Annotated in this window: 27 protein-coding genes and 1 riboswitch; of the genes, 11 read left to right on the top strand and 16 right to left on the bottom strand. The window is 61.9% G+C overall.

The genetic code is table 11. The annotated features are described in order from the left end of the window. The first annotated feature begins 629 nt into the window (after positions 1 to 629). From aroC to HMPREF1022_RS11570, 5 genes are read left to right on the top strand one after another with little or no spacing between them, the layout of a single operon-like run. Complete coding sequence (gene aroC, locus HMPREF1022_RS11550) at positions 630 to 1,718, top strand: chorismate synthase (protein WP_009303244.1); 1,089 nt, start codon at positions 630 to 632, stop codon at positions 1,716 to 1,718. Then, positions 1,715 to 2,020, top strand: coding sequence for a helix-hairpin-helix domain-containing protein (locus tag HMPREF1022_RS11555; protein ID WP_009303245.1), 306 nt, complete (start codon positions 1,715 to 1,717; stop codon positions 2,018 to 2,020). The genes aroC and HMPREF1022_RS11555 overlap by 4 nt, the downstream gene beginning before the upstream one ends. Beyond that, the gene (gene recD2, locus HMPREF1022_RS11560; protein ID WP_009303246.1) at positions 2,020 to 4,314 is read left to right on the top strand and encodes an SF1B family DNA helicase RecD2; all 2,295 of its coding nucleotides are present in this window, start codon (positions 2,020 to 2,022) and stop codon (positions 4,312 to 4,314) included. The genes HMPREF1022_RS11555 and recD2 overlap by 1 nt, the downstream gene beginning before the upstream one ends. A gap of 48 nt (positions 4,315 to 4,362) precedes the next feature. Beyond that, positions 4,363 to 4,650, top strand: a complete 288-nt coding sequence (locus HMPREF1022_RS11565) for a hypothetical protein (protein ID WP_009303247.1) — start codon at positions 4,363 to 4,365, stop codon at positions 4,648 to 4,650. A gap of 8 nt (positions 4,651 to 4,658) precedes the next feature. Next, on the top strand, positions 4,659 to 5,762 hold the full coding sequence (locus HMPREF1022_RS11570) for a hypothetical protein (RefSeq protein ID WP_035061503.1): 1,104 nt from the start codon (positions 4,659 to 4,661) through the stop codon (positions 5,760 to 5,762). An 87-nt stretch (positions 5,763 to 5,849) separates the two neighbouring features. Here HMPREF1022_RS11570 and HMPREF1022_RS19185 read toward each other — a convergent pair whose 3' ends face one another. From HMPREF1022_RS19185 to HMPREF1022_RS11580, 3 genes are read right to left on the bottom strand one after another with little or no spacing between them, the layout of a single operon-like run. After that, entirely contained in the window at positions 5,850 to 5,972 is a 123-nt protein-coding gene (locus tag HMPREF1022_RS19185; RefSeq protein WP_009303249.1) for an IS3 family transposase, read from the bottom strand. Continuing rightward, positions 5,939 to 6,655 (bottom strand): IS3 family transposase, encoded by a 717-nt coding sequence (locus HMPREF1022_RS11575; RefSeq protein WP_232221594.1) that lies wholly within the window; start codon positions 6,653 to 6,655, stop codon positions 5,939 to 5,941. Before HMPREF1022_RS11575 ends, HMPREF1022_RS19185 begins: the two co-directional genes overlap by 34 nt. A gap of 8 nt (positions 6,656 to 6,663) precedes the next feature. After that, a complete protein-coding gene (locus HMPREF1022_RS11580) occupies positions 6,664 to 7,008 on the bottom strand; it encodes a helix-turn-helix domain-containing protein (protein WP_009303251.1) in 345 nt (114 codons plus the stop codon). A gap of 187 nt (positions 7,009 to 7,195) precedes the next feature. On the opposite strand from HMPREF1022_RS11580, the gene HMPREF1022_RS11585 reads away from it, so the two are divergent. Beyond that, entirely contained in the window at positions 7,196 to 7,387 is a 192-nt protein-coding gene (locus HMPREF1022_RS11585) for a hypothetical protein (protein ID WP_009303252.1), read from the top strand. Between the two features lie 115 nt (positions 7,388 to 7,502). On the opposite strand, the gene ribB is transcribed toward HMPREF1022_RS11585, so the two are convergent. The 6 genes from ribB to dsrA all read right to left on the bottom strand — a co-directional run bounded on the left by ribB (position 7,503) and on the right by dsrA (position 12,429). After that, positions 7,503 to 8,183, bottom strand: coding sequence for a 3,4-dihydroxy-2-butanone-4-phosphate synthase (gene ribB / locus HMPREF1022_RS11590; protein WP_009303253.1), 681 nt, complete (start codon positions 8,181 to 8,183; stop codon positions 7,503 to 7,505). 233 nt (positions 8,184 to 8,416) lie between these two features. Further along, a riboswitch (FMN riboswitch) is annotated at positions 8,417 to 8,569 on the bottom strand. A 70-nt stretch (positions 8,570 to 8,639) separates the two neighbouring features. Then, positions 8,640 to 9,224 (bottom strand): AmmeMemoRadiSam system protein A, encoded by a 585-nt coding sequence (amrA, locus tag HMPREF1022_RS11595; RefSeq protein WP_008682713.1) that lies wholly within the window; start codon positions 9,222 to 9,224, stop codon positions 8,640 to 8,642. A 45-nt stretch (positions 9,225 to 9,269) separates the two neighbouring features. Further along, complete coding sequence (locus HMPREF1022_RS18215; protein WP_147568367.1) at positions 9,270 to 9,503, bottom strand: hypothetical protein; 234 nt, start codon at positions 9,501 to 9,503, stop codon at positions 9,270 to 9,272. Between the two features lie 155 nt (positions 9,504 to 9,658). Then, the gene (locus HMPREF1022_RS11600) at positions 9,659 to 9,895 is read right to left on the bottom strand and encodes a dissimilatory sulfite reductase D family protein (RefSeq protein WP_008682714.1); all 237 of its coding nucleotides are present in this window, start codon (positions 9,893 to 9,895) and stop codon (positions 9,659 to 9,661) included. 55 nt (positions 9,896 to 9,950) lie between these two features. Beyond that, entirely contained in the window at positions 9,951 to 11,096 is a 1,146-nt protein-coding gene (gene dsrB / locus HMPREF1022_RS11605) for a dissimilatory-type sulfite reductase subunit beta (protein WP_009303254.1), read from the bottom strand. A 19-nt stretch (positions 11,097 to 11,115) separates the two neighbouring features. Beyond that, entirely contained in the window at positions 11,116 to 12,429 is a 1,314-nt protein-coding gene (gene dsrA, locus HMPREF1022_RS11610; protein WP_008682717.1) for a dissimilatory-type sulfite reductase subunit alpha, read from the bottom strand. Between the two features lie 431 nt (positions 12,430 to 12,860). On the opposite strand from dsrA, the gene HMPREF1022_RS11615 reads away from it, so the two are divergent. Genes HMPREF1022_RS11615 through HMPREF1022_RS11625 form a run of 3 tightly spaced genes read left to right on the top strand, consistent with a single transcriptional unit; the run spans position 12,861 to position 14,760 of the window. After that, complete coding sequence (locus tag HMPREF1022_RS11615) at positions 12,861 to 13,130, top strand: hypothetical protein (RefSeq protein WP_008682719.1); 270 nt, start codon at positions 12,861 to 12,863, stop codon at positions 13,128 to 13,130. After that, positions 13,127 to 14,053 (top strand): hypothetical protein, encoded by a 927-nt coding sequence (locus HMPREF1022_RS11620; RefSeq protein ID WP_009303255.1) that lies wholly within the window; start codon positions 13,127 to 13,129, stop codon positions 14,051 to 14,053. Before HMPREF1022_RS11615 ends, HMPREF1022_RS11620 begins: the two co-directional genes overlap by 4 nt. After that, on the top strand, positions 14,050 to 14,760 hold the full coding sequence (locus HMPREF1022_RS11625; protein ID WP_009303256.1) for a septal ring lytic transglycosylase RlpA family protein: 711 nt from the start codon (positions 14,050 to 14,052) through the stop codon (positions 14,758 to 14,760). Before HMPREF1022_RS11620 ends, HMPREF1022_RS11625 begins: the two co-directional genes overlap by 4 nt. Before the next feature lie 85 nt (positions 14,761 to 14,845). Here HMPREF1022_RS11625 and HMPREF1022_RS11630 read toward each other — a convergent pair whose 3' ends face one another. From HMPREF1022_RS11630 to HMPREF1022_RS11645, 4 genes are all read right to left on the bottom strand, one after another. Continuing rightward, on the bottom strand, positions 14,846 to 15,514 hold the full coding sequence (locus tag HMPREF1022_RS11630; RefSeq protein ID WP_009303257.1) for a YiiX family permuted papain-like enzyme: 669 nt from the start codon (positions 15,512 to 15,514) through the stop codon (positions 14,846 to 14,848). Between the two features lie 19 nt (positions 15,515 to 15,533). Then, entirely contained in the window at positions 15,534 to 16,229 is a 696-nt protein-coding gene (locus HMPREF1022_RS11635; protein WP_008682724.1) for an LrgB family protein, read from the bottom strand. Then, positions 16,217 to 16,600 carry a CidA/LrgA family protein gene (locus tag HMPREF1022_RS11640; protein WP_008682725.1) on the bottom strand — a complete coding sequence of 128 codons (384 nt, stop codon included), beginning with the start codon at positions 16,598 to 16,600 and terminating at the stop codon, positions 16,217 to 16,219. Before HMPREF1022_RS11640 ends, HMPREF1022_RS11635 begins: the two co-directional genes overlap by 13 nt. A 417-nt stretch (positions 16,601 to 17,017) precedes the next feature. Then, positions 17,018 to 18,040 (bottom strand): SDR family oxidoreductase, encoded by a 1,023-nt coding sequence (locus HMPREF1022_RS11645; protein WP_008682727.1) that lies wholly within the window; start codon positions 18,038 to 18,040, stop codon positions 17,018 to 17,020. Positions 18,041 to 18,266: 226 nt separating this feature from the next. Between HMPREF1022_RS11645 and HMPREF1022_RS11650 the strand changes: the two genes are divergently transcribed. Further along, positions 18,267 to 19,403 (top strand): glycosyltransferase family 4 protein, encoded by a 1,137-nt coding sequence (locus tag HMPREF1022_RS11650; protein ID WP_008682728.1) that lies wholly within the window; start codon positions 18,267 to 18,269, stop codon positions 19,401 to 19,403. Between the two features lie 10 nt (positions 19,404 to 19,413). Beyond that, positions 19,414 to 20,763 (top strand): sugar transferase, encoded by a 1,350-nt coding sequence (locus HMPREF1022_RS11655; RefSeq protein WP_008682730.1) that lies wholly within the window; start codon positions 19,414 to 19,416, stop codon positions 20,761 to 20,763. 9 nt (positions 20,764 to 20,772) lie between these two features. Here HMPREF1022_RS11655 and HMPREF1022_RS11660 read toward each other — a convergent pair whose 3' ends face one another. The 3 genes from HMPREF1022_RS11660 to HMPREF1022_RS11670 form a co-directional block, all read right to left on the bottom strand. After that, positions 20,773 to 21,714 (bottom strand): glycosyltransferase family 2 protein, encoded by a 942-nt coding sequence (locus HMPREF1022_RS11660; protein ID WP_009303258.1) that lies wholly within the window; start codon positions 21,712 to 21,714, stop codon positions 20,773 to 20,775. 52 nt (positions 21,715 to 21,766) lie between these two features. Beyond that, positions 21,767 to 22,753: a glycosyltransferase family 10 domain-containing protein gene (locus tag HMPREF1022_RS11665; protein ID WP_009303259.1), complete on the bottom strand. Its 987-nt coding sequence runs from the start codon at positions 22,751 to 22,753 to the stop codon at positions 21,767 to 21,769. 855 nt (positions 22,754 to 23,608) lie between these two features. Next, on the bottom strand, positions 23,609 to 24,664 hold the full coding sequence (locus tag HMPREF1022_RS11670; protein ID WP_009303260.1) for an FAD:protein FMN transferase: 1,056 nt from the start codon (positions 24,662 to 24,664) through the stop codon (positions 23,609 to 23,611). Positions 24,665 to 24,675: the final 11 nt, after the last annotated feature.

The following is a 24,675-nucleotide window of genomic DNA, read 5'->3' on the forward strand; positions in this document are numbered from 1 at the left end:
TCACCGTGTTCGGCGTTGGAGCATTTCAAAATTGAAATGCTGTTGTTACGCCTTTTGTTCGCCAACGTGTTTCCGCTCTTCCGTAAACACAGAAGCCTCCTCTCAGGATTGAGAATATAATATATATCGCATATCAAATTTTGGCAAATCAACAACCGAGATTATCTCGTGATTTCAGGATAATGCGGATTTCTTCCTCGATTACGGGCCATATCAAATTTTTGCGCGCGAGCATTCCGTGCGCCGGAATCCCCCGAAGACCGCCTTTACCCGTCTTAACCTTTCCTCTTCATATTTCTTCCGTTTATGGTCGCCTGAGAGAGAGCTGAATACGACCGGCTGCATGTGAGCAAGCCCTTTGCCTACCCGCACAGCCATGCAATGTCACAGGCGCTCGTTTATGCATGACGCGCAACACGTCCGGCGCGTGAAATACCTGAACCTTGCCAGTGGCCGGAGCCTTTCATATACTGCGAAACCGGACCAGTTGCGGACGGGCCTTTCCACCGCAACGCCAGCCCAAGGAGCCCCATGAGCCAGAACAATTCCCCAAGCCTTTTCGCGTGTTGCCCTCTTCCCGTTCTCTTCCCGGACATCTTCACCGGCACGGCCGCGGACAGGGCGTAACCATGGCGGGCAACACTTTCGGGCGCGTTCTGCGCCTGACCACGTTCGGCGAATCCCACGGGCCCGGCCTGGGCGGCATACTGGACGGCTGTCCGGCGGGCCTGGAGCTGTGCGAGGCGGACATTCAGGCCGACCTGGACCTGCGCAAGCCCGGCCAGGGCCCCACAGCCACCAAACGCAGGGAGGCGGACCGGGTGCGCCTGCTTTCCGGCGTGTTCGAAGGCCGCACAACAGGCACGCCCATTGCCTTTTATATCGCCAATGAAGACCAGCGCTCGCGCGACTACGGCAATCTGGCCGAAATCTTCCGGCCCGGCCATGCGGACTGGAGCTATTTTCAGAAATACAACGGCATCCGCGACCATCGCGGCGGCGGCCGCTCCTCGGGCCGGGAAACAGCCGCACGCGTGGCCGGGGGCGTGATCGCCAGAAAAATTCTGGCCCGCCGGGGCGTGACCGTTCTGGCGGCCTGCGTGGAGCTGGGCGGCATTGCCGTGCCCGCCGTGGATATGGACGGCGCTTTACGCCGCCCGTATTTCGCGGCTTCGGACGCCGGCCCGGCCCTCTGGGACGCGGCTGTGGCCGAAGCCCGCAAGGCCGGGGACACCCTGGGCGGCATTGTGCAGATCGTGGCCCGCGACGTGCCCGCCGGACTGGGCGAACCGGTCTTCGACAAGCTGGAGGCGGTGCTGGCCCATGCCGTCATGAGCGTGGGCGCGGTCAAGGGCGTGGAAGTGGGCGAAGGCTTCGCGGCGGCCCGCCTGCGCGGCTCACAGAATAATGATCCCCTGCTGCCCGGCGCGGACGGCGCCATTGAATCCGTGCGCTTCGCCTCCAATCACGCCGGCGGCATCTTGGGCGGCATTTCCAGCGGTCAGGACATCATACTGCGCGCGGCCGTCAAGCCCATCGCCTCCATCGCGCACGACCAGCATACCGTGGACACGACAGGCCGCGCCGCCACAGTGCGTATCGGGGGCCGCCACGACCTCTGCGCCATCCCGCGCATTGTGCCCGTGCTTTCGGCCATGACCGCCCTGGCCCTGGCCGACGCCCTGTTGCTGCAAAGCCGCATGGGGCACGGCCTGTGAGCCCGTGCCCCGCAACGGATGGACGCGCTCTGGCGGATCTGAAATCCGTGGGCAAGGCCACGCTGGCGGACTTCCGCCTGCTGGGCGTAAGCAGCGTGGCGGCTCTGGCCGCCCGCGACCCGCGTGAACTCTACGAGCGCCTTTGCCGCCTGAAGGGCGTCAGCGTGGACATCTGCCAGTACGATCTTTTTTGTTGCGCTGCGGCGCAGGCCCGCGATCCGTATCTGCCGCCGGAGCAGTGCGACTGGTTCTGGTGGTCGCGCCGACGCAAGGCGACCAAGCCGGATAAGGCGGAGGACTGATGGCCGATCTGCCCCTGCTGCGCGATCCCGACGCCGTGGAACTCACCGGCACGGTGGAGCGCGTGATCTTCCACAATGAAGAAAACGGCTACACTGTCCTTCGCCTGTTGCCCGACAAGGGCCTGACCGGCGAGGCCAAGGTAACGGGCGCGCCGCCGCGTACCGTCAGCCGCGATCCCGTGTCCTGCGTGGGGCACATGGTGGACCCGCAGGCCGGGGTCCAGCTCAAGGTGGCCGGGCGCTGGGTGAACAACGTCCGTTTCGGCCGTCAGGTGGAATTCAACACCGCCGAGGAAGTGCTGCCCGCCACCAGCGAGGGCATCCGTCTCTATCTGGCCTCGGGCCTGATCAAGGGCGTGGGCGAAGAACTGGCCGGGCGCATTGTGGAAGCCTTCGGCACGGACACCATCCGCGTGCTGGACGAGGAACCCGAGCGCCTGCTCAAAGTGCGCGGCCTGGGCCGCAAAAGCCTGGGCCGCATCCGCGACTCCTGGGCCGAACACCGGGGCATGCGCGATCTGCTGCTTTTTTTGCAGCCCCACGGCATCACCCCGGCCTATGCCGTGCGCATCTACCGGGCCTACGGCAGCCAGGCCCTTAACGTGGTGCGCGAAAATCCCTACCGCCTGGCCATGGACATTCACGGCATCGGTTTTGTGACCGCCGACGCGGCCGCCGCCAAGCTGGGCTTTGAAGCGGACAATCCGCTGCGCATCCAGGCGGGCACGCTCTATATTCTGCAAAAGGCCACGGATGACGGCAACGTCTACCTACCCGAGCACAAGCTGGTGCGGGACGTCTGCGCACAGCTGAGCGTGGAGCCGGAACAGGCCCGGGACGCCATTGCCGCCCTGGAACAGGACGAACGCCTGGTACGCGAGGCCATGGACGCGCCCGAAGATTCCGAGGGCCAGGACGGCGCGGACGACTTTGATGCCGGGGACGGCGTGGAAGTGGGCGTCTATCTGCGTCGCTATCATCATTGCGAATCCAAAACCGCTTTTTATCTCCAACGCCTGTTGCACTCGCCCAAGGCCGTGCGCTTTGAAAATCCGGACGCGCTGGTGGACAAGGTCACGGCCGAGCTGCCCATCGCCCTGGCCCCGGAACAGCTGGAAGCCGTGCGCACGGCGGCGCGCAGCAAGGTCATGGTGCTCACCGGCGGCCCCGGCACGGGCAAGACCACCATCATCAACGCGATCATCAAATTGTTCGGTGAAGTGCGGGCGCGCATCCTGCTGGCCGCGCCCACGGGCCGGGCCGCCAAACGCATGGCCGAAACCTCGGGCCGCGAGGCGCGCACCATCCACCGCCTGCTGGAGTATAGCCCCAAGGAGGACGGCTTCGCCCGCAACGAGGACAATCCTCTGGCCTGCGGCCTGCTGGTGGTGGATGAAGCCTCCATGATGGACACCCTGCTCTTCTACCATCTGCTCAAAGCCGTGCCCCTGGGCGCGACCCTGGTGCTGGTGGGCGACGTCTACCAGTTGCCCTCGGTGGGGCCGGGCAATGTGCTGTCGGACATCATTTCCTCGGGCGTGTTGCCGGTGGTGGAGCTGACCGAAATTTTCCGCCAGTCCGCCGAGAGCGAAATCATCTGCAACGCGCACCTCATCAACCACGGCGAGATTCCCTGCCTGGAATCCAGCAAGGAACGGCTGTCGGATTTTTACTTCATCCATCAGAACGACCCGGAAAAGGTGGCCGATCTGATGGTGGATCTGGTCAAAAATCATATCCCGCGCCGTTTCGGCCTGGACCCGGTGGACGACATCCAGGTGCTCACGCCCATGCACAAGGGCGCCGTGGGCGCGGGCCAGATGAACACCCGCCTGCAGGAAGCCCTCAATCCCAACGGCCTGGAGGTGCGGCGCGGCGACCGGGCCTTCCGCCTGCACGACAAGGTCATGCAGGTGCGCAACAATTACGAGAAAGATGTCTTTAACGGCGACATGGGCCGCATTGTCTTTCTGGACTCCAAGGAGCGCACCCTGAGCGTCAGTTTTGACGAACGCGTGGTGCCCTACGACTTTGAGGAACTGGACGAACTGGCCCCGGCCTACGCCATTTCCATCCATAAGTCCCAGGGCTCGGAATACCCGGCCGTGGTTATTCCCATCATGATGCAGCATTACGTGCTGCTCCAGCGCAACCTGATCTATACCGGAGTGACGCGCGGCAAAAAGCTGGTGGTGCTGGTGGGCGAATCCCGCGCCCTGCATATGGCCGTCAAAAACAACAAGACGCGCAAGCGCTATACGCGCCTGGCTTGGCGCTTGGCGCCGCAGGGCTAGGAGCAAGGTCGAACGTCTTCGTTGCTACTTATTAAGGAAAGAAGAGACATGAATGAAAGAGCATTGCTGATAAGATCCGATTGGCGCGAAGACCTGCTGAAATTGTGGCAGCGCATTCCCGTAGATTGGAAAAAGGCTTTTATCGCGGCAATGCTGATCAATATCATCGTCTATTTCTTTGATCTGGCACAATTTCCTCTTGGCGATCACGACGTAGGTTATGAAGACGGCATTCCTCTCTTGAGCGGAGGTCGAACGGGCCGTTGGTTTACCCCCTTTCTACAATGGTCTTCGCCCTACACGCCAGCCAGAAACCGGGAAGACATCGCCTGCTGAGCTATGCTTTGGCCGTCGTTCTGACGACATGTGCATTGGCCAGCTATCAATCTTCCATCATGACCTGGACCACCTGCTTCTGGGGCTTAGTTCTGATCAAACTTCTGGAATGGGACGGCAGGTTGAGCGCGCTATATGTTTTGTGCAAAGCGCTCTGTCCGGCATTGCTCTGCCTTATGGCGGCTTGCCTGCTCTATGCAGTAAGCCTGCGCCTTTATCCCCTGGTAGGCTTCTCTCTGGATTTATACCAGTTTCAGACCGTCGTGTTCACCGATCTGCCGCAGCGCCTTTGGGAGCTGGTGCGCCAATCCTGGCTACATCTTGTCGTGCCGCAGGGTTTTATGTCTCTATGGCTTAAAATCCTTCTACTTTGCGCTCTGGCGGGAGGCGCGGCAGCCATGCTGAGCAGGGCGGTGCATGTGACACAACACCAGCTCCTGAAAGTTTCCATTCTCATAGTGGCCATTGCACTCTTCCCGGTAGCCGCCAAGTCGCAATTTCTGGTCAGCAACAACAGCAATTGGTACCTTTACCGTTTTCTGGCGATGGGTCTCAGCTATGTATACAGTTTTTTCCTTCTGACATTGCTTGCCGACAGCAAAACGCCCATACGCAATGCCGGTCTTTTGCTTTTTATTCTGTTACTGCCGTGCATGGCCGTCAACTGTCTGGACCAACAAATCCGTCATGTGCGCTCCACAGAGCATGATCTGGCGGTGCTCAATCGTGTCATTGGGCGCATAGAAAGCCTGCCGAATTTCGACCCTGACAAAACATACAATCTTGTTCAACTGGGCCGTACCAAGTCTTACCTCCAAGATACCCCTCGGGTTGGCCCTTTGACGCCCCTGTCTTCCCGAACAATATCTCAAGCCTGGAATCCCGGCTTTGAGCTTTGGCTGCTCTCTAAATATCTCAAACTGGGAGACAGGCTTAATGAAGAAATCCAGAAGCGACCGAATCTTATGGAAAAAGCTCTACATTTTGCGCGCGACAAACAAGCTTTTCCACATCAGGGGTCTATCGGCATTGTGGATGATACAATTATTCTACTTTTTGATCGCGACGCCATTCCGACGGCAGAGGCTCGTTTAAAAACACTGAAACAATAATCTCAAATATGCTGCGAACACTATACCGGAGGCCGCTGAATGGTCTGCCCCCTGTCAAATAGACAAGTAAAAAGGTCCATGGCGTAATCAAGCGGCCAGTTTTTTCCGGTACTCCACCGGGGAAAGCTGGCCGAGCCTTTTCTGAAACCGTTCCGTGTTATAGAAACGGATATGTTCTACCACAAGTGCGATCGTCTGCTCGGCGCGCATAACGTTTTTCCTGCAAAAGTTTCTGTCTTGAGGTGGGAAAAAAATGATTCCATGCAAGCATTATCTAAGCAATTTCCCCTTCGGGAGTGGCTGCCTCGCAGGCCGAAACGCTCAAGTTCTGCTTGATAAAGCTTGTGGGTGTACTGAAATCCCCGGTCGGAATGCAGTATCGCGCCATCCATGGCCGGAAGTCTCTTCAGACTGGTAAAGACAAGATCGAGCGTGTTTCTGGCTGAGAAGCTGTAAGAAACAATCTCGTTGTTGTATAAATCCTGAATAGCGGACAAATAAATAAAACCACTCGTTGTCGGCAGATATGTGACGTCCGTCGCAAGTTTTTTACCAGGAACAACACTTTTGAAATCGCGCTTTAAAAGGTCTGGGAAGACGACACTACCCGATCTGCCAAAGTATCGCCGTTTTTTACGGATAATCGATTGCATACTGCGTTCGCGCATAATTCGGTAAACACGCTTGTGATTCACCGCAAAGCCTTCACGGCGTAAAGCCGCTGCCACACGCCGGTAGCCGTAGAAAGGGCGCAACGAGTGGATGGCTTTGATGTGCTCCGTGATATCTTCGTTGTTGTCAACTTTGGTGCTTGCATTTTTCCATTTATAGTACCCGGAGCGGGATAGGCCGGAAAAATGCAACAAGATTGACAGCGGATATCTGACACGCATCTCACCAACTATTTTGAAAAGAACTCTTTTTTGTGCGCTCCCCATTCGTGCCCAAACCGGGAGCGATACAACTTTTTTACGTATTCAAGCTCAGCTTCCACATAGGCCAGTTTTTCCTCCACAGAGGAGAACGTTGTACGCGGGCGGCCTTTACGGCGCTCAGCATTTTTCCCACGGGTATCTTCAAGGGAATCTCCGCGCCTGACAGCAGCCACCCATTTTTGCAGTTGAGTCTTGCTCTTGAGCTCCAACTGCTCACTTAACTCGCGATAGCCGATGCCGCCTTCCTGGTATCGCTGTACCGCCTCCTGTTTAAACTCCACACAGTAAAATGCGTTTTTACCGCCTGCCATAAAATACCCCCATCAGGTTACAACGATTAGCCTATGTGGCCTTTTTGTCGTTGTCTACTCTGATGGGGGCATATCAGACGCGGCCCTTTCTTTTTTACGCCGGATAACTGTCATAGAACCAATTAGCTCACTCTATATTGACAAAATACATTTTTAGGTCAATCGTAAAAAAAATGGGAGGTGCGCCATGCCCAGCGACAACGCCCTTTTTAATTGCGACCAGGACCACGAGATCAATTATGTTGCGTCCTTATATCTGGAACAACAGAAAGTCCGTGAACTTCTCAAGGAAAAATGCGCCGACGGCGTTATCAGCCATTGGACGCATAAAAAACTGTATGCTTGGTTGGAAAGCCAGGGCTTTACCAAAATAAAATGACGCTTCGGCGGGCGGTTCCGTCCGCGCGTTCGAAGAAATCATTTCCGCGTCTGTACGCGGACAGAAGGCGGCCATATGGCCGCCTTCTAGCGTTCATTCACTATTCCAGCGACGCTTAAGCCACCCGGCCCGCAGGACGCGCTTTTTCCCCGGCCGGGGCCTGCCGCCAGGAGGCGATATCCTCCACGCTGAGCAGGGGCATGGCGTGCGCGCTGGCAAAGGCCGCCACCTGAGGCAAACGGGCCATGCTGCCGTCCTCATTGGTCAGTTCGCAAAGTACCCCGCAGGGCTCAAGACCGGCCAGGGCCATGAGGTCCACCGTGGCTTCGGTATGGCCGCGACGCTCCAGAACGCCGCCGGGACGCGCCCGCAACGGAAAGACATGGCCGGGGCGGCGCAGATCTTCCGGCCGGGCCTCCGGGCTGACGGCGGCCTGTACCGTGGCCACACGATCAGCGGCGGAAACGCCGGTGGTCACCCCCTCGGCCGCCTCAATGGACACGGTAAAGGCCGTGCCCTGCGAATTGGTATTGACCTCCGTCATCATGGGCAGACGCAGGCGGCGGATGCGCTCGTCAGTCAGGCAGAGGCAAACAATGCCGCTGCAATGCCGGATCAGCAGGGCCATCTGCGGCACGGTGAGGAATTGGGCCGGAAAAACCAGATCGCCTTCGTTTTCGCGGTCCTCGTCATCCACGATGCAGACGCCCTGACCGGCGCGCACCGCATCCAGGGCGCGGCGCATCCGCTCCGTGGAAGAACCGAACAACACAAGGGGGGATTGGGACTGATGCATGACAGCTCCTTGTCCGGCCACAATGGCCGGGAGATGGTGCATCAGGGCGTGGCTGGATATCGCGCGCGTGAAGGATGTGGTGTTCTCCCGCAGGAAAATACCAAAGCAATTCCATACAAAACCTTACGGCCCCGCCAGGCGGCAGCTCAAGCTGACACCCACGCCGAAGGAAAGGAAAAGAATCTGCTTTCCGATTCCGGGGCGGCTTGTTCACTCACGCACGCGATATACTTGACCATTCTCTTCCATCCGGACTGTTACCGTCGGCTCCGGAATCACACCGAATCTGCTGACCCTTCACGGAAGGCGCTCGCGGGCTGGCGGCGCGCGCATGGCGCGACCGCATCACCGCCGGTGGGGACTTGCACCCCGCCCTGAGAATAGTGCCAACATACGCCCGGCCTGGGCGCATGACAAGACGGCGGCAGGGGCAAAGCGAGGCAGGCGCAGTCCGGCTCAGGCATCGAAAACTAGAGCTTCATACCAGAACAAACGCGCGCCGGGCGCGCGCCAGCTGCCGCCCGGCAAGCCCGCCTTGGAGCAGAGATTTTCCAGGTAGGACAGACGATCCCAGCCCTGCTCCACCGGCACCTGAGGCAGAAAAACGCCGCTGTGCCCCAGATATTGCAGGGCCAGACCGTGCCGCCCGACTTCAATGGCTTCCGGGTCCGGACAAGGCGTGAGTTCGTCCAGTACGGAAATGTGCAGGGCCGCTCCAGCCCATTCCCGGAGGGTCAGCGACGGAAAACGCGGATCTTCAAAGGCGGCGGCGCGGGCCATGCGCCAGAGATTGAGGTAAAGAGGCTCGCGGCCCACAATGGTGCCGATGCAGCCGCGCAGCCGCCCGTTTAGAGTGATGGTTGCAAAAGAGCCCAGCGGGCGGCGCAATGTGCCGACGCTCTCCCTCACCGCGTCGCCTTTCTCCGGCGGTTCCGGCGGCCGGGCCGTACCCTTGCCCGCCAGAGCGCTTTCAATGGCCAAACGGGCCAGCCGGGCCAGAAAGGCCCGCTCCTCGGCATTCAAGGAAAAGGAAAGCGCCATGATCACCTCCTGGATCCTGACCGGGCCGATTGCCCGAACGCCATGTCATGCTTGAAATAGCGTGCCTATGGCAAGACGCATCGAAGCATCCCAATTTGCGCGCTCATCCGCCGCTGAAGCAAAGGGCGGCAGGTGAACCAGGCCCGAAACAAGAAATGCCACAACAGACGTTGCGGCAGATCTTGCGCAAAAGAGGTTGCGCCATTTGAGTTTTTTGCCGCTGGCAAGAAAAATAAGCGGCACACTGACGGCGCTATAAACTGTTACCGTGAACGGCATACAGATAGCGACAGCCTTTACCTGGACGAATCACCGACTGCGGCATTGCTGCCTTTGGCCGCAACGTCCTGCGTTGTAACGGTCAAAAAGCCGCCCGTATAACCGAGCCGCGCCGTGAAATTTGACGCTGCCAGCGACAAAAAAGGCCAAATAGGCTAGTCTTCGCCCTCGGCGTGCGACTGCTTGCCCGCACCCTTCAGGCCGTACATGCTGGTGGAACCGGAGGACCAAAATTCCAGCACTTCCTCATTGATCAGCTTGGTGAGGACTTTTTTCACGTCGCGGGGGCCCCTGTCCGGAAAGAGTTCCAGAAAGTCCTTGAAGTAGAACTTGGACTTGGCCGCGGATTTGCTTTTCAGAAATTCAACAACAATCTCTTTATCGTCAGCCATGAGCGTTCTCCTGGCCCGGCGGCGCGTGCCGCGCCGCCGGGGTTAAGCAAACTGCCTAGAACTTGAACTGGGTGCTTTGACGCCAGGTATAATAGGCGGAATCGCGGAAGTCGTCGATGAGGTGGTGGGTGAACTCAAGGCCGGTCAGCTTGAAGAAGCTTTCCCAGCCGATGCGCTCGGCCCACTCGCCCAGACGTTCGTATTTTTCGGCGTTGGCCGCGTAGACCTCGACAATGTGCTTCACGGTCTTGGTCAGGCTGGGCCAGCGCGGCGGTTCGTTGGGGATGTAGCCCACAACCACCTTGGAGAACTTGGGCATGGAGATGCGGTTGGAAACCTTGCCGCCCACCATGATGGCGATGCCGTCACCCTCGCTGTCAGCGATGGGCAGGGCCGGGCACATGGTGTAGCAGTTGCCGCAGTACATGCAACGGTCTTCCTTGATGGCGATGGAGTTCACCTTCTCGCCGTTGTGCTCCACCTTGGTGGGACGCACGGCGGCCGTCGGGCAGGCGGCCACGGCCAGCGGGATTTCGCAGAGCTGGTCGGCCCATTCGTGGTCGATCATGGGCGGTTTGCGGTGGATGCCCACCAGGCCGATATCCGAGCAGTGCACGGCGCCGCACATGTTGATGCAGCAGGCCAGGGACACGCGCACGGGCGCGGGCATGCGCATGTGATCGAACTCGTCGAACAGGGCGTCCATCACGCATTTCACCGGGCCGGAGGCGTCGGTGGCGGGCGTGTGGCAGTGCACCCAGCCCTGGGTGTGGATCATGTTGCAGACGCAGGCGCCCGTGCCGCCCACGGGGAACTTGAAGGAGCCGCCGGGGAACTTGCGGGAGTTCAGGTCGTCGCGCAGGGCCTTCATGGTGGCTTCGTCGTCCACCATGAATTCGATATTGTTACGGGTGGTCCAGCGCAGATAGCCGCCGCAGTACTTGTCGGCGATGTCGCACAGCTCACGGATGTGGGTGATGGACATGGTACGGGCGCCGCCGACGCGCACGGTGTAGACCTTGTCGCCGCTTTCGGCCACGTGCATCAGTACGCCGGGCTCCAGGATTTCATGATAGAGCCACTTGCCGAAGTTCTTTTTGATCATCGGCGGGAAATAGTCGTCGTACTTATGAGGGCCGATGTCGGAGATACGGCCTTCCATGGGTTTCTGGGGATTGTACCCGGTAGAAATAAAAGCCATGTTCGTTTCCCCCTTATAACTAGCGTTGATGGCGTTTACGGAATTCGGCGAGATCGCGATTCCAGCCGCCGGGCACTTCCTCTTCCTTGAAGAAGATGAAGGGATTGGCACGAGGCGCTTTCACCTGGCAGGGCATGGCCGGCGTGTCGGTGACTTCCAGCAGCTTCTGGAAGGAGAGGCGCTTCATGGTTTCACCCACGCGCTCGCGGTTTTTGCCTTCTTCCATCCACCAATCCCAGATCTTTTCGATGACTTCTTTGACATCGTCATAGGGGGCTTCACAGGAGATGAAGGGAACAAGCAGCGAACCCATCTGCGCGCCGTCCACCACCGGGGCCTTGGCGCCCACCAGAATACTGGCGCCGCGCTCGTCGCCGATGTGCAGGGCCTGGGGCATGGTGTTGATGCAGTGCATGCAGCGCACGCAGTCGGCAGTCTTGATGGAGAGCTTGGAACCGTCCCACTTCATGCACTGGCTGGGGCAACGGTCAATGACTTCCTTCTGGATGTCGAACTTGCCCCAGTCGCGCCCGGCATGCGCACCCGCGTTGGGTTTGATTTCGCCGGCCAGGTAGGCTTTGACCTTTTCCTGGTCGATCTTGATGTCGTCCTTCCAGGTGCCCACCACGGCGAAGTCGGAACGGGCCATGGCGCAGACGCAGCCGTTGGGGCAGCCGTCGAATTTGAATTTGAACTTGTAGGGGAAAGCCGGGCGGTGCAGCTCGTCCTGGTAGTCCATGGTCAGCTGATAGCACATATCCTGCGTATTGTAGCAGGCGTACTCACAGCGGGACTGTCCGAGGCAGGCTTCGGGCGTGCGCAGGTTGGAACCGGAACCACCGAGGTCCACGTTCATCTTGTGGGTCAGCTCGTGGAAGACTTCTTCCAGCTGGACGGTCTGGGTGCCCAGCAGCACGATGTCGCCCGTGGAACCGTGCATGTTGGTCAGGCCGGAACCGCGCAGATCCCAGATGTCGCACAGGTCGCGCAGGAACTTGGTGTCATAGTATTTGCCGGCGGGCTGGGCCACACGCATGGTGTGGAAGTGGGCCACGCCGGGGAACTGTTCGGGCTGGTCGCAGTAACGGCCGATAACGCCGCCGCCGTAACCGAACACGCCCACGATGCCACCGTGTTTCCAGTGGGTTTCCTTGTCGTTGTAGGAAAGCTCCAATACGCCCAGCAGGTCTTCGGGGCAGTCCGCCGGGATCTGATAGTCAAGACCCTTGGGATTTTTGGCCCGCGCGGCCGCTTCCTGTTTAATGTCGGACACAAAGCTCGGCCAAGGGCCGCTTTCAAGCTCGTCCAACTTGGGGGTTGCATATTTCGCCATTGCCATACCTCCACATGGTTTGGTTGTATCACGCCATCGCGTGACATGCCGTTCAGGTGCGCCGATCCCGGAGCATCGCAAAACGGACTTCTGCGCGTGTGCCGATGCGCGGCGGGAACGCATCCCGCCTCGGTGCCCCGGCAACTTCCCGCAAAGCCGCCGCAGCGCCCGCTCCGCAAAAGCGGAACGCCCCAAGGGATCACGAACGAGCGGGCGAGCCAAAGCCTCGGCCCCTCGGGCCGCAACGCGGTCTTTTCGTTGCATATCTCATTTTTCCTCTGATGACAACCGGCGGGGTCGAACATTGACCACATTTTCACAGCGTCGCCCCCGGTCCCGGCGGGGGGGGGCACGCGCCGCCTTTGCCAAGGCGGCGCTTTAAGCGTAAGATACGGGCGTTTTACTTTCCACCGTAAAGGATAACGACAGCCATGAAAGACGAACGCGGCTTGTATTATCATCCCCAGGCGGGCAACAGCCGCGCCCGGGTTTACGTGCGGCGCGGCCGGGACGGCGAAGTGGAATTCCGGCTCTGGCAGGCGGACCATCCCGAAGTCTGGGAGCGCCATCCCTGGCTCAGCTTGAGCGTGGTGCAAAACGCGGCCCGCTTGTACAAAGAGGAACGCAACCAGGAAGCCGACCCGCTCAAGCTCTACGACCTGGCCGTGGCCAGGACGCTCCTGCGGGAGGACGAGGCGTGAGCGAGCGTTGGCTGCTGGCCAACAGGGCCTTTTTCGTGCGCGACCTGGTGCGCGACTACTGCATGGTCTTCCGCCTGTTGTCCGACCAGCGGCGACGTTTTGAGCGCGACGGCACGGTTTCCTATTCCGCCCTGCGCGACCTGCTGGGCGAGGCCATGCGCAAGGGCGTGTTCTGGCGGCTCAAGGATACGGCCCACCACCTGTTCCGCAATACGGTCCGCACGGCGGCGACAGCTACGGAGGCTCCGGCGGAAAACCTGGGCATCATGCTCTGGCAGTACGCGGCCAGCCCCCATCCCGACGGCACCGCCGTGCAGAGCCCGGTGGAGGCCCTCATCGACTGGTGCGTGGGTTACGCTTTTCACGAATGCGCCAAGCTCAAGGAAGACGCCTTCCAGGGCCAGCATTACGCCAACCGCCTGGCCCAGCTGGGCCGTCACCCGGCGGTGACCGGCGAATTCTACGGCCCCTTGAGCGCCCTGGCCGCGCAGACCGCCGAAAGCTCGGCGCGCGAACTGGAGCGCATCATCCACGTCCTGTCGCACGGGCTTTTCCTGCTCACCCGCTATCTGACGGCAGAGGGCCGCAACTGCCGCCTGGCCCGCTGGCTGGCCTGCGAGGAGCCTCTGGCCCGCGAGGTTTTCGGCCCGCTCTATCCGGATCTGCTCACGGCCCTGTACGACGGCGAACCCGAGTGCCTTTATTTGCTGGCCGCCCGGGATTTTCTGGAATCGGGACGGCACGAGCCCGCCATGACCCTGCTCCGGCGGGCGCGGGAGCGGAACCTGCTCAATGACGAAAGCCGGGAGCTCCTGCACGGTCTGGAAAGCGGCTCCGCCGGGGAGGCCGACACGGCGCTGTGCGCGGCCTGCGCTCAGAACGGCATGCCGCGCTGCCTGGCCGAGCCGGAGCCCGCCGCATGAACAAGGCCTTTCGCGCGCTGCGGGTCTGTCTGGCACTCCTGCTCTGCGCGGCCCTGTTGTCCGGCTGCGGCTCGCGTTCCTGGCGCAAGGGCGGCGTGCCGGGCAGCAAGCCCTACACCGTGCGCGGCAAGACCTATTATCCCCTCAAATCCGCCCACGGCTTTGTGGAAGTGGGCACGGCCTCCTGGTACGGACCGGGCTTTCACGGCAAAAAAACCGCTAACGGCGAGCGCTACAATCAATACGCCATGACAGCGGCCCACAAGATCCTGCCATTGGGCACCAAGGTGCGCGTCACCCATCTGGGCAACGGCCGTTCCATCATTGTGCGGGTCAACGACCGGGGTCCCTTTGTGGACGACCGCGTCATCGATCTCTCGCGCAGCGCGGCCACGCGCCTGAACATGATGGGCACGGGCACGGCCAGAGTGCGCGTCCAGAGCCTGGGCGGCATTCCCCAACTGCAGGAGAACGGCGACATGAGCGGCCCCTTCTATGTGCAGGTGGGAGCCTTTGCCGACAAGAACAACGCCTACAAACTGATCAATATCCTGACCCGGTCCGGCCACAAGGGCCGCCTGGAGTTCGGCAGCAACAACATGTGGAACGTGCAGGTGGGCCCCTGGCAGGATTCCAACGGCGCGCAGCAGATGCTGGACCTGTTCAGAGCTCTCTACCCCCACGCCTTTGTGGTGGGGGGAAACTGATGGTAACGCCGGAGGAACAAAAGCGTTGGAGTATAAGCGCCTTCCCGCCCGGACGCCGCAATGCAAACTGCTTTTTCAGGTTCTCCTATTCCTCCCGCACTATGCGCAGCAGGGGGCTGTCATACAGGGCCGCTGGCGTGACCACGGGCTCGTCCGGCGGCGGCATGTTTTTCCCGTATCGGCGGGCGGCCTCTCCGGCCAGGGAGGGCCGCGCCGGATTAAAATCTCTGAAATGCTGCGGCTTGCAAAGGGTGATGCCCGCGCCGCGACGATAGAGTTTCCAGACCAGTTCCGAGCAGTATAGTTTCGCGTCGGACCAACGAAACTGCCGGTCATAAGCCCGGCCCAGCATGCCCAGGCCGAGACGCCGCATGCGTTCCAACACGTCGGGCGTGAGCGCGGCGTCTGCATTCTTGAGGCGTTTAAGCACATAATGCCCGCCCGCGCCGCGCGCCGTCCAGGCCGCCAGGGGCGTAAGCTTCACCGGCTGCACCGCCTCCAGCACCAGCCAGCGCCCCTTGTGGCGCATCACAAGGCCGCAGTGGGTATACGGCGAACGGGTCAGCAGGCGGATGAGCGCGCTCTGGGACGAGGTGGAGGCGTGAAAAATGATGTCCCCCTCCCGGACCTCCGGCGCGGTCGCGGCGGCAACGGGCCGCCGGTCCGGCATCGCCGCGAGCAGCACTACCAGAAGCAGTCCGGTGAGAAAGAAAAGAAAGAAACGCGGCCGCGATATTTTTTCTTCACGAAGCATGGAAGAATGTGTTCCGGGTTCAGGCGGCGACGCGTAGCAGCCAGACCACCGGCGGCGCGAAGGCGGCGGTGAGGATGCCCGCCAGAATCATGGCCAGACCGGCCATGGCGCCCGCCTCCTCGCCTTCCTGCAGGGCCGCCGCCGTTCCCTGGGCGTGGGAGATTGTGCCCAGGGTCAGCCCACGGGCAAAGGGGGAGTTGACGCGCACAAGGTTCAGGGTCCAGACGCCCAGCAGCGAGCCCAGAGTGCCGGTAGCCACCACGAAGGCGGCGGCCAGGGAAGGAATTCCGTCGTAGATTTTGGCGACCTCCACGGCAAAGGGAATGGAAACACCTTTGGAGAGGATGGACATGACCACTTCACGCGGCAGGCCGCCGCTCTGGGCGATGAGCCCGGCGGAAAACATGGCCACAAAAGCCCCGGCGCTCACGCTGACAATGATGGCCACGGCATGGCGCAGCAGCAACTTCCTGTAGCGGTACAACGGCAGGGCAAGGCTGACCGTGGCGGCCCCGATGAGCGCGGTCATGATCTTCCTGGCCGGTTCATAAGCCGCGTAGGGCACATCGAGAAGCAGCAGCGCGCTGATCACAACGGCGGCGCTGAGCCCCACCACATTGATCAGCGGATGCTTGTAACGCAGGTACAGACGGCGCACGACCGCGTAGACAAAGACCGTGCCCGCCACGCAGAGCAGGGTCGTCACTGACCACATGACTCCGCTCCTTTCTCAGGGCGGCGGCGCAGGGCCCCGGCCAGCCAGCCCACCACGAGCAGGGGCAGGGCCGTGCTGATCACAATGGCCGCCAGCAGAACCCAGCCGTAATCGTAAAAGACGCCGCCCCAGTTCATGAGCCCCACCGCGATGGGGACAAAAAAGAACACCAGGTGCTTGAGCAGAAAATTGGCGGCCTCGCTGATGTGGCTTTCCTTGACCACGCCCGTGCAGAGCAGAAGGAAAAGCACGATGATGCCCAGCACATTGCCGGGGATAGGCAGGTCGCACATCCGCGCCAGCCAGTCCGCCGCCCAGGCGAAAGCAGCCAGGATGCCCATTTGCCAGAGCAGGGTCAGAGTCTGCCGCATGCCAACCTTCTTTATCTTCCTTCCGGCCGGAGCTGACGGGCGCGCCTGAACGCGGGACGAAACAGCGTTGTGCCGCGCGTCAGCCGTCGACGCAGCCCTGATTGCCCGAGCCAAGCACGGCAAAGCCGTGCGCCTTAGAGCAGATTAACTTTAAATTTTACAAATTTCAAAGTTAACATTCTGGCGAAAAACGTGGTTTTCGCCAGAATCCACGCCGCTTCGCGGCGCGCCGCACCGTGTGCGTCGTCAGAGCAATTTCAAGAGTGAAATTGCTCTGACTGTGGCTGCAACGCAACATGCAGGCAAGAACAGCACGGCCGGGAATCAGGACAACGCCGCCGCGACCGACGGGAACAATGAGAGTTTGAGGAAAGGATCCCTGTTTGAAATTATATGCGATTTCAAACAAAGTCCGCCCTACAGATTGGCCGCGTACCAGTCCCCGGCCAGGCGCAGACCCTCGCGCACGTCGTAGCGCGGCTCATAGCCCAGCAGCTTTTCGGCCCGGCTGATGTCCGCCAGCGAATGGCGCACGTCGCCCGCGCGGAAATCGCGGTGCACGGCTTCAGCCGTGGCGGCGGCGGGCAGATGCCGGGCCACTTCCTCCCGGATCAGCAGAAACAGTTCGTTCAGTGTCGTGCGCTGGCCGAAGGCCACATTGTAAATCTTGTCGCGGGCTTCCGCGCGGGCGCGGCTCGCCAGCAGATTGGCCTGCACCACATTGTCGATGTAGCAGAAGTCGCGGCTGGTTTCGCCGTCGCCGTTGATGTACACGGTTTCGCCCTTGATCAGGCTGGCGAACCACTGCGGAATTACCGCCGCATACGCGCCGTAGGGGTCCTGACGCTGGCCGAAGACGTTGAAATAGCGCAGGCCGATGCTGGTGAAACCGTAGCAGCGGGCAAAGACATCGGCATACAGCTCGTCCACATACTTGGTCACGGCATAGGGCGAGAGCGGACGGCCGATCTTGTCTTCCACTTTGGGCAGCTCCGGCGAATCGCCGTAGGTGGAGGAAGACGCGGCGTAGACGAAACTTTCCACCTTGGCGTCGCGCGCGGCCACCAGCATGTTCAGAAAGCCGTCGATATTGCAGCTGTTGGAGAGCAGGGGATCGTCGATGGAACGCGGCACCGAACCCAGAGCGGCCTCGTGCAGCACGTGCCGCGCTCCCTCGCAGGCCTTGCGGCAGGTATCCAGGTCGCGGATATCGCCTTCAATGAAGGTAAAACGCTTCCAAGCCTCCGGCCCCACCAGGTCGCGGACCATATCCAGGTTTTTCTGATAGCCGGTGAGAAAGTTGTCCAGTCCCACCACGGTCTGGCCCATTTTCAAAAGATGCTCCAGCAGATTGGAGCCGATGAAACCCGCCACGCCGGTCACCAGCCAACGGGAGGGGGCGGCGGTCATTGTTTCGCACAAGGCGGCATACACGCTCATGGTTGCGTCCTGTTTTATTGTTTCCTGAGGGTTGATTATAACGGCGGCCCGCGCCTCCGGACCCGCGCCGGTCGGCCTCGGCGGGTCGCTCTCCTTGTACTCCGCGCGGCGCGGCCTGTAAAGACGCGGGCGGCCCCGCACGCTCCACCCTCTTTTCAGGGCCGGGCACAGGTGCTATAGGCAAGACCATACCGGGGCCGCCGCGACGGAAGGGAGAAAAACCGGCATGAAAATCATTGTCCTGGGCAACCAGGCCAGGGCTTTGTCCAATTTCTGGAGCGTGTTGATCCGCCAAATGCGTCAGGGCGGGCATGAGGCGCTCTGCTGCGTGCCGCCCGGCGACCCGGAGGCCGACGCGGCGCTGGAAACCCTGGGCGCGCGCGTGCTCCACTACGAGCTGGACCGCAAAGGCCTCAATCCCCTGCATGACGCGCGCTCTTTCGCCCGACTCAGGCGAATATTCGATGCGGAGAAGCCGGGCCTGCTCTTCGCCTCGACCATCAAGCCGGTCATCTACGGCGGCCTGGCCGCGCGCCGCGCGCGCGTGCCGCACGTCTACGCCACCATCACCGGTCTGGGCTACGCCTTTGAGGCCGACAGCCTGTTCAAGAAATGCGTCAACCGTCTGAGCGTCTTTCTTTACCGGCAGGCGCTCAAAAACGCGGAAGGCGTCTTTTTTCAGAATCAGGACGATATCCGCATCTTCCGCGAGTCGGGCATTCTGGGTCCCGGCGCGCGCGTGCTCACGGCGCGCGGCACGGGCGTGGACATCCGGCGTTTCGCGCAGGCTCCCCTGCCCCCGCTGCCGCCTGACGGACCGGTCATCTTTCTGCTGGTGGGTCGTTTGCTGGAAGCAAAGGGCCTGCCGGAATACGCCGCGGCGGCGCGTCTGCTCAAGGCCCGCTACCCCGTAGCCCGCTTTCAGCTGCTGGGCCCGCCGGAACAGGGCCTGGGCAGCGTCAGCCTTGACCAGGTCAGAACCTGGGAGCGCGAGAACGGCATCGAATATCTGGGCGAAACCAGGGACGTGCGGCCCTATCTGGCCGCAGCCCACGTGCTGGTGCTGCCCTCCTGGCGGGAAGGCACGCCCACGTCCATCATGGAAGGCATGAGCATGGGCCGCGCCGCCGTGGTCACGGATGTGCCCGGCTGCCGGGAAGTGGTGCGCGACGGCGTCAACGGACGCATGACGCCCGTGCGCGATCCCGAGGCCCTGGCCGGGGCCATGGAAAGTTTTATCCTCGCGCCGGGAACTATCGCGCGCATGGGCGAGGCCGGGCGCGAGCTGGCCGTCAGGGAATTCGACGCCGAAAAAGTGGCGGCCCGCATTCTGCGGGACATGCATGTGCCCGCCGGGGCATAAAGGAAGGGCAATGATCAGTACGTACCGCATGGCGCTCCTGCAGGCTCTGGACATCTTCTGCCTGCTGCTGGCGCTGACCATCACCGGCGTGACCACCATCGCGCCGGATCTGAGCGTGTTTCACGACTACACCGGCGCTTCGCTGTTCACGGTCTTTTTTTACATGCTCTTTTTCTACATTCTGGACGCCTACAGCGTGGGGCGGGAAGATTTCAGGGAAACCTCGGGCCGGGTGCTGGTGGCCTGCGTGCTGGGCATCATCTCCTCGGCCACGGCTTCCTATTCCTTTGACCACTGGCGTTTCGACCGCGAAACCCTGCTGATGCTCTTTACCCTGTCCCTGGCCTTCAGCCTGGGCTGGCGCTGGCTTTACTACCGCAATGCGGACAAGCTGACCCACCCCCTGCGCATCCTGCTGGTGGGCGTGGACCGCGCGGGCAAGGTGCGCCAACTGCTGGCCGAAGGCCTGCCCCAGGCGACCATCATCGGTTATGTGGGCGAACGGGATCAGGGCCCGGACGCGGGCCCCTGCCTGGGGCCGCCCTTCAAGGCCCTGGACGTGGCCAGGGAAAAGCGGGCCACCATGATCCTGCTGCTGCCCGACGCGCCCATTGACGACGACATCGCCCACGATCTGCTGGAAGCCAAGCTGCGCGGCAGCATGGTGGTGGACATCCGCACTTTTTACGAGCACGTGGTGCAGCGCCTGCCCCTTTCGCAGATCAACGACGAATGGCTGTTGCAGACCGAGGGTTTTTCCCTGAACACGCGCGGCTCGCTGCGGCGGCTGAAACGGGCTCTGGACGTGCTGATCTCGCTGGTGCTGCTGATTCCGGCCACGCCCGTCATGCTGCTCACGGCCCTGATCGTGCGCCTGGAATCGCCGGGCCCGGTGATCTACCGCCAGGACCGCGTGGGCCTGTACGAAAAGGAATTCACGGTCTACAAATTCCGCTCCATGCGCGCGGACGCGGAAAAAAACGGCGCGGTCTGGGCCAGCGCCCACGACAACCGGGTGACCCGCTTCGGCAAGTTCATCCGCAAGGTGCGCATCGACGAGCTGCCCCAGATCTGGAATATCCTCAAGGGCGACATGAGCTTCATCGGTCCCCGGCCCGAGCGCATGGCCTTCGTCAAACAGCTCAAGAAGGACATTCCCTACTACAGCCTGCGCCATACGGTGAAGCCGGGCCTGACGGGCTGGGCCCAGGTCTGCTATCCCTACGGCGCGTCCGAGGAGGACGCCCGCCGCAAGCTGGAATACGATCTCTACTACATCAAGAATATGTCCATTCTGCTGGACATCCACATTATCTTCAAAACCATCGGCGTGGTGCTCTTTCCCAAGGGGGCGCGCTAGGAGCTGTCTCTAATCTTTTGTCAGCCCGGCGATATCCAGGCTGCGGAAAAAAGCGGCCGCATCCTCCCTGTCCGGAGCCAGGGAAAGGATTTTCGCCGCGAAAAAAAGAATGTAACGCCGCATGGCCGGGTCATCCCCAAAGGAGGCGGCCCAGGCGCGCCAGAGCTTGTCCAGCCAGGCCAGCAGCGGGCGTGCGCCCGCGCGGGCGCAATGCGTTTTAAGCGGGGCGTAGACCAGGCCCGCATGCAGGGCGGCCTCAGCGACGTCGGCCTCCAGGCCCAGATGGGGAAAGACGTGCCCCAGCAGAGCCCGCACATGCCAGCGCGGTACAAAGGGGCGGCGCACATAGCGGTAGTGCAGCAGCACTTCCGGCAGATTGGCGGCGCGCTGACCCGCGCCCAGCAGCAGATCGCCCCAGAAGGCGAAATCCTCGGCGCGGGCCAGGGCCGGATCATAGCGCAGACCGTGGGCGCGCGGCGCGTCCAGGCGCAGCAGACTGCACCCGTTGACCACGGACGTGCCGAAAACCGTGGCCGCGCGGATATCCTCCGGCGTCCGGGGAAAACGCTCCAAGGCCGTGGACTGGTGAAAGTATTGCAGCCAGCCGCCGCAAACGGCCACATCCGAATGGCTTTCCAGAAAGGCCAGTTGCTTTTCCAGACGCCGGGGCACGGCAATGTCGTCGGCGTCCATCCAGGCCAGATATACGCCGCGCGCGTTGTCCAAGGCCACATTGCGCGCAGCTGCCCGGCCCTGGTTGGTTCCCAGGCGAATCAGACGGATGCGCGCGTCCGCGCGGTCCGCAACGCGTTGCGCGGTCTCATCCGTGGAACCGTCGTCCACCACCAGCAGCTCGAAATCCCGGCAGGTCTGGCCCAGAATGGAATCCAGCGCTTCCCCGATATACGGGGCGGCGTTGTGGGCGGGCATGGCGACAGTGATCAGCGGCACGCTGCAATTCCCCCAGAAATAGTGTCAGAGCCGTTCAGGCTGGGGCAAGGCCTCAAGCCCGGGCCCGGCCGTACAAGGCGGCAACAGCCTGACGGTCCGTGCCGTACAGGCTTTCGGGCCTCGTGGACATGGGCAGGCGTTGGATGCCGGGCGGCGCATTGCGGATCAGCGCGGCCGTCCTGGCAAAGACATTGGTGCCTTGCAGGCACCAAGATCGGCAGCGGGCAAGGGCCTCCCGCCGCTCTTCCCAAAGCGGGCGCCCCAGGCATTGCGCAATGCGGGCCAGATTGCCTTCTTCGTCGTCCGGGTCAAGCGCCACAAAACCGTCCGGCAGGCCGCAGGCCGCCGCCAGATTGGGCGCGCCCAGATAAAGGGGCAGCGCCCAGCCGATCCAGGCGTCCGCCAGCTTTTCCGTCCAGAAATTGTCGATGTAGTTGTTTTCCAGCACCAGATGGTACGCATACGGGGCAATGGCCTCGGCCTTGTCGGACACGGGACGGAAACCCCGCCCAAAGACATCCAGATCGTCCCCCAGGATATCTTTCAGGCGCCGGACGAAACGGATGCGCCGCCGTTGCGCTTCCGTGGCCGTTTTGGTGGAGCAAATGACCGAGCATTTTTTGGACTTGGGCGGCACGGGCAGATTGTGGATATCGCCGAGGCGGCGCAGGGCCGGAGATACAGGCGCGCCGTGGCCCGTGGCGACCCCGTAGTGCCAGTTCAGGCAGGGATTTTCCAAAAGAAGGGCACGGGACTCCACGCCCCGGAACGCATAGGGGGAAATGACCGTGCCGAACTGGCCCAGGTAGGAACGCGGGTAACGCTTGATTTCCGGCGGCTCGGTGACGAAGAGCACACGCCGTTCGCGCGGAACGCGGGTGGCCGCGCCCGCGGGCGGCTCGTCAAAGACCACCAGCCAGGGAGTGCTGCCGTCCTTGTCCTCCAGGACAAAGCGCACGTCCCCCATGCGGCCCGATCCGTCTTCCGTCTGGCGCAGCCAGGGCCAAGCCGCGTGCACGGTGCAGAAAAAGCAGTCCATCACCCACTTTTCTTACACTCGGAAGGACAGGTCGGGCAAGCGCTCCGCAGCGCGGCCAAGGTCATTCTGTTCTCCGCCCGTTGTTTTATTCTGCCCTCCGGGCGTTACAGTTTTCGCTTCGCTGTCGTTTTGGCCGCCTATCGTTGCTGCCTTCATCCGTAAGGCGGCCTTGCCGCCAACGGCTGAAGCCCGGCGCGGGCAGGGGCCGGGTGGCCTGCGCGACTCCCCAGGCCTCTTGCAACCCCTTCCCCCCGCGTGAGCTACGAGGGCAGCGCGGCTTTTGCTGCGGGAGCTTCCTTCGCTACGCTCAGGCGATCTCCCTCCGCGCCGCGCAATTGCCATTGACAGCCGGGCTTCGAGTAAAAAAGTCGTCCGTTGCCGGAAATTGACGCGCGGCGATTTCGGGGCGTAGCGAACCACGCGAGCAAGACCCGTTGTACGCCGCGTCATCGCGTTACGACGTGCAGCAGGGGCAGGGGCTTGGTAGGGGGGGCCGGGGGACAGCCGTCCCCGGCCCCCCTGCCGCTAAAGGCAGCAACGATAGGCGGCCCAAGCCGCAACGTGGCGAAAAAGCCGCGCCCGCAGGGCTCGGAATATCTCATCCGTATGACAAGCCCACTAAAACAATTTATCTTTGAAAAATAACCTACTCTAAATACAAAATCATTCTGCCTACGGGAGGAGAACAGAATGATCCCGCAGCGCGGCCTAGGGCCTGTCGACACTATAGAATTTTTGTTCGCCCGCAAGGAAGATAAGCCTGTTTTGAGGGAGTGTACTCTTTTGGTACTCGACCGAAAAAACAGGTGAAATCTGACGTAGCGAGCGGGCAAAAAGGCATAGTGTCAACAGGCCCTAGACCGGTCGCCCCTGCCAGCGACCAGATACCCGCGCCAGCCCGTCCCGGCGCAACAGGCAGCAGGCGCAGCCGGGCAGGGCGTCGGCCAGGGCCAGAGCTTCGCGCGGCGGCATGACCGACAGGGCCGTAGCCAGGGCATCGGCCATGAGCCCCTCGGGCGCGGTCACGGTCACGCTGGCCAGAGCCGGGCTTTGGCCGGTGGCCGGACTGACCAGATGGCTGTGGCTTTGCGCGGCGTCGTAAAAAACCTCATAGCCGCCGGACGTGGCAATGGCCCCGCCCGCGGGCAGTTCCACCACCTGGGGATATTTGCCCCGCTTTTGCGGGTCTTCCACGGCCACGCGCCAAGGCGCGTCCGGAGCTTTGCGGCCGCGCGCCACCATGTCGCCGCCGGCATTGACCAAGTGATCCGGGCAACCGGCGGCCGCGAGTTCACGCGACATGGCCTCGGCAATATGGCCCTTGGCAATGCCGTCCAGGGTCAGACCCATGCCGGAACGCGTAAAGCGCAAAGCCTTGCCGCTCGCTTCCAGATGTTCCGCGCCCACCAGTTCCAGGGTTTCGCGCAACTCGCCTTCGGCCAGGCGCAGGCTGCCTGTGGGATTGCGGTGGGCGTCCAACAGGCGCAACAAAGGCAGTACCGTCACATCAAAGGCGCCGCCCGTCAGGCGGCCCACGCGCATGGCGCGTTGCAACAGCGCGTTCAGCTCCGGCGGCGCGTCGGATAACGCGCCGTCGGCATTGAGCGCGCCCACCGGCGACGAGGCGTCAAAACGGGTGAATACGTCCGCCATGCGGCGGCCCAGGGCGAACGCGCGCGCCATGCCTTCCTCGGCCCGGCCCGGCTCGACCTGGGCCACGCTGATGCTGACCATGGTGCCCATGAACAGGCTGGTCTGCCGCAGCGGCTCCGCGGGCGCGCCGCCCGGCAACAGTCCACCGGCCCTGGCGGCCAGCGGCAGAAAGGCGGGCGTCAGGGTGGCGGCGGTGAGAGCCCCGCCGCTCAGCAGCGCGGCCCGCAGAAAATGACGGCGACTGTAAATGGACGGCATGCTGCCTCCCT

The sequence above is a fragment of the Desulfovibrio sp. 6_1_46AFAA genome, from assembly GCF_000224635.1.
GTDB classification, from domain to species: Bacteria; Desulfobacterota; Desulfovibrionia; order Desulfovibrionales; family Desulfovibrionaceae; genus Desulfovibrio; species Desulfovibrio fairfieldensis.

What these genes read in the sequence shown, in the direction of transcription:
- HMPREF1022_RS11585 (WP_009303252.1), top strand. Translation starts at nt 7,196, where the DNA reads ATGCCCAGCGACAACGCCCTTTTTAATTGCGACCAGGACCACGAGATC.
- HMPREF1022_RS11625 (WP_009303256.1), top strand. Translation starts at nt 14,050, where the DNA reads ATGAACAAGGCCTTTCGCGCGCTGCGGGTCTGTCTGGCACTCCTGCTC.
- dsrB (WP_009303254.1), bottom strand. Translation starts at nt 11,096, where the DNA reads ATGGCTTTTATTTCTACCGGGTACAATCCCCAGAAACCCATGGAAGGC.
- ribB (WP_009303253.1), bottom strand. Translation starts at nt 8,183, where the DNA reads ATGCATCAGTCCCAATCCCCCCTTGTGTTGTTCGGTTCTTCCACGGAG.
- HMPREF1022_RS11645 (WP_008682727.1), bottom strand. Translation starts at nt 18,040, where the DNA reads ATGAGCGTGTATGCCGCCTTGTGCGAAACAATGACCGCCGCCCCCTCC.
- HMPREF1022_RS11670 (WP_009303260.1), bottom strand. Translation starts at nt 24,664, where the DNA reads ATGCCGTCCATTTACAGTCGCCGTCATTTTCTGCGGGCCGCGCTGCTG.
- recD2 (WP_009303246.1), top strand. Translation starts at nt 2,020, where the DNA reads ATGGCCGATCTGCCCCTGCTGCGCGATCCCGACGCCGTGGAACTCACC.
- HMPREF1022_RS11640 (WP_008682725.1), bottom strand. Translation starts at nt 16,600, where the DNA reads ATGCGGCAGACTCTGACCCTGCTCTGGCAAATGGGCATCCTGGCTGCT.
- HMPREF1022_RS19185 (WP_009303249.1), bottom strand. Translation starts at nt 5,972, where the DNA reads ATGCGCGCCGAGCAGACGATCGCACTTGTGGTAGAACATATCCGTTTC.
- amrA (WP_008682713.1), bottom strand. Translation starts at nt 9,224, where the DNA reads ATGGCGCTTTCCTTTTCCTTGAATGCCGAGGAGCGGGCCTTTCTGGCC.
- HMPREF1022_RS11655 (WP_008682730.1), top strand. Translation starts at nt 19,414, where the DNA reads ATGATCAGTACGTACCGCATGGCGCTCCTGCAGGCTCTGGACATCTTC.
- HMPREF1022_RS18215 (WP_147568367.1), bottom strand. Translation starts at nt 9,503, where the DNA reads ATGCCGTTCACGGTAACAGTTTATAGCGCCGTCAGTGTGCCGCTTATT.
- aroC (WP_009303244.1), top strand. Translation starts at nt 630, where the DNA reads ATGGCGGGCAACACTTTCGGGCGCGTTCTGCGCCTGACCACGTTCGGC.
- HMPREF1022_RS11615 (WP_008682719.1), top strand. Translation starts at nt 12,861, where the DNA reads ATGAAAGACGAACGCGGCTTGTATTATCATCCCCAGGCGGGCAACAGC.
- HMPREF1022_RS11565 (WP_009303247.1), top strand. Translation starts at nt 4,363, where the DNA reads ATGAATGAAAGAGCATTGCTGATAAGATCCGATTGGCGCGAAGACCTG.
- HMPREF1022_RS11665 (WP_009303259.1), bottom strand. Translation starts at nt 22,753, where the DNA reads ATGGACTGCTTTTTCTGCACCGTGCACGCGGCTTGGCCCTGGCTGCGC.
- HMPREF1022_RS11635 (WP_008682724.1), bottom strand. Translation starts at nt 16,229, where the DNA reads ATGTGGTCAGTGACGACCCTGCTCTGCGTGGCGGGCACGGTCTTTGTC.
- HMPREF1022_RS11600 (WP_008682714.1), bottom strand. Translation starts at nt 9,895, where the DNA reads ATGGCTGACGATAAAGAGATTGTTGTTGAATTTCTGAAAAGCAAATCC.
- HMPREF1022_RS11630 (WP_009303257.1), bottom strand. Translation starts at nt 15,514, where the DNA reads ATGCTTCGTGAAGAAAAAATATCGCGGCCGCGTTTCTTTCTTTTCTTT.
- HMPREF1022_RS11650 (WP_008682728.1), top strand. Translation starts at nt 18,267, where the DNA reads ATGAAAATCATTGTCCTGGGCAACCAGGCCAGGGCTTTGTCCAATTTC.
- HMPREF1022_RS11575 (WP_232221594.1), bottom strand. Translation starts at nt 6,655, where the DNA reads ATGCGTGTCAGATATCCGCTGTCAATCTTGTTGCATTTTTCCGGCCTA.
- HMPREF1022_RS11580 (WP_009303251.1), bottom strand. Translation starts at nt 7,008, where the DNA reads ATGGCAGGCGGTAAAAACGCATTTTACTGTGTGGAGTTTAAACAGGAG.
- dsrA (WP_008682717.1), bottom strand. Translation starts at nt 12,429, where the DNA reads ATGGCGAAATATGCAACCCCCAAGTTGGACGAGCTTGAAAGCGGCCCT.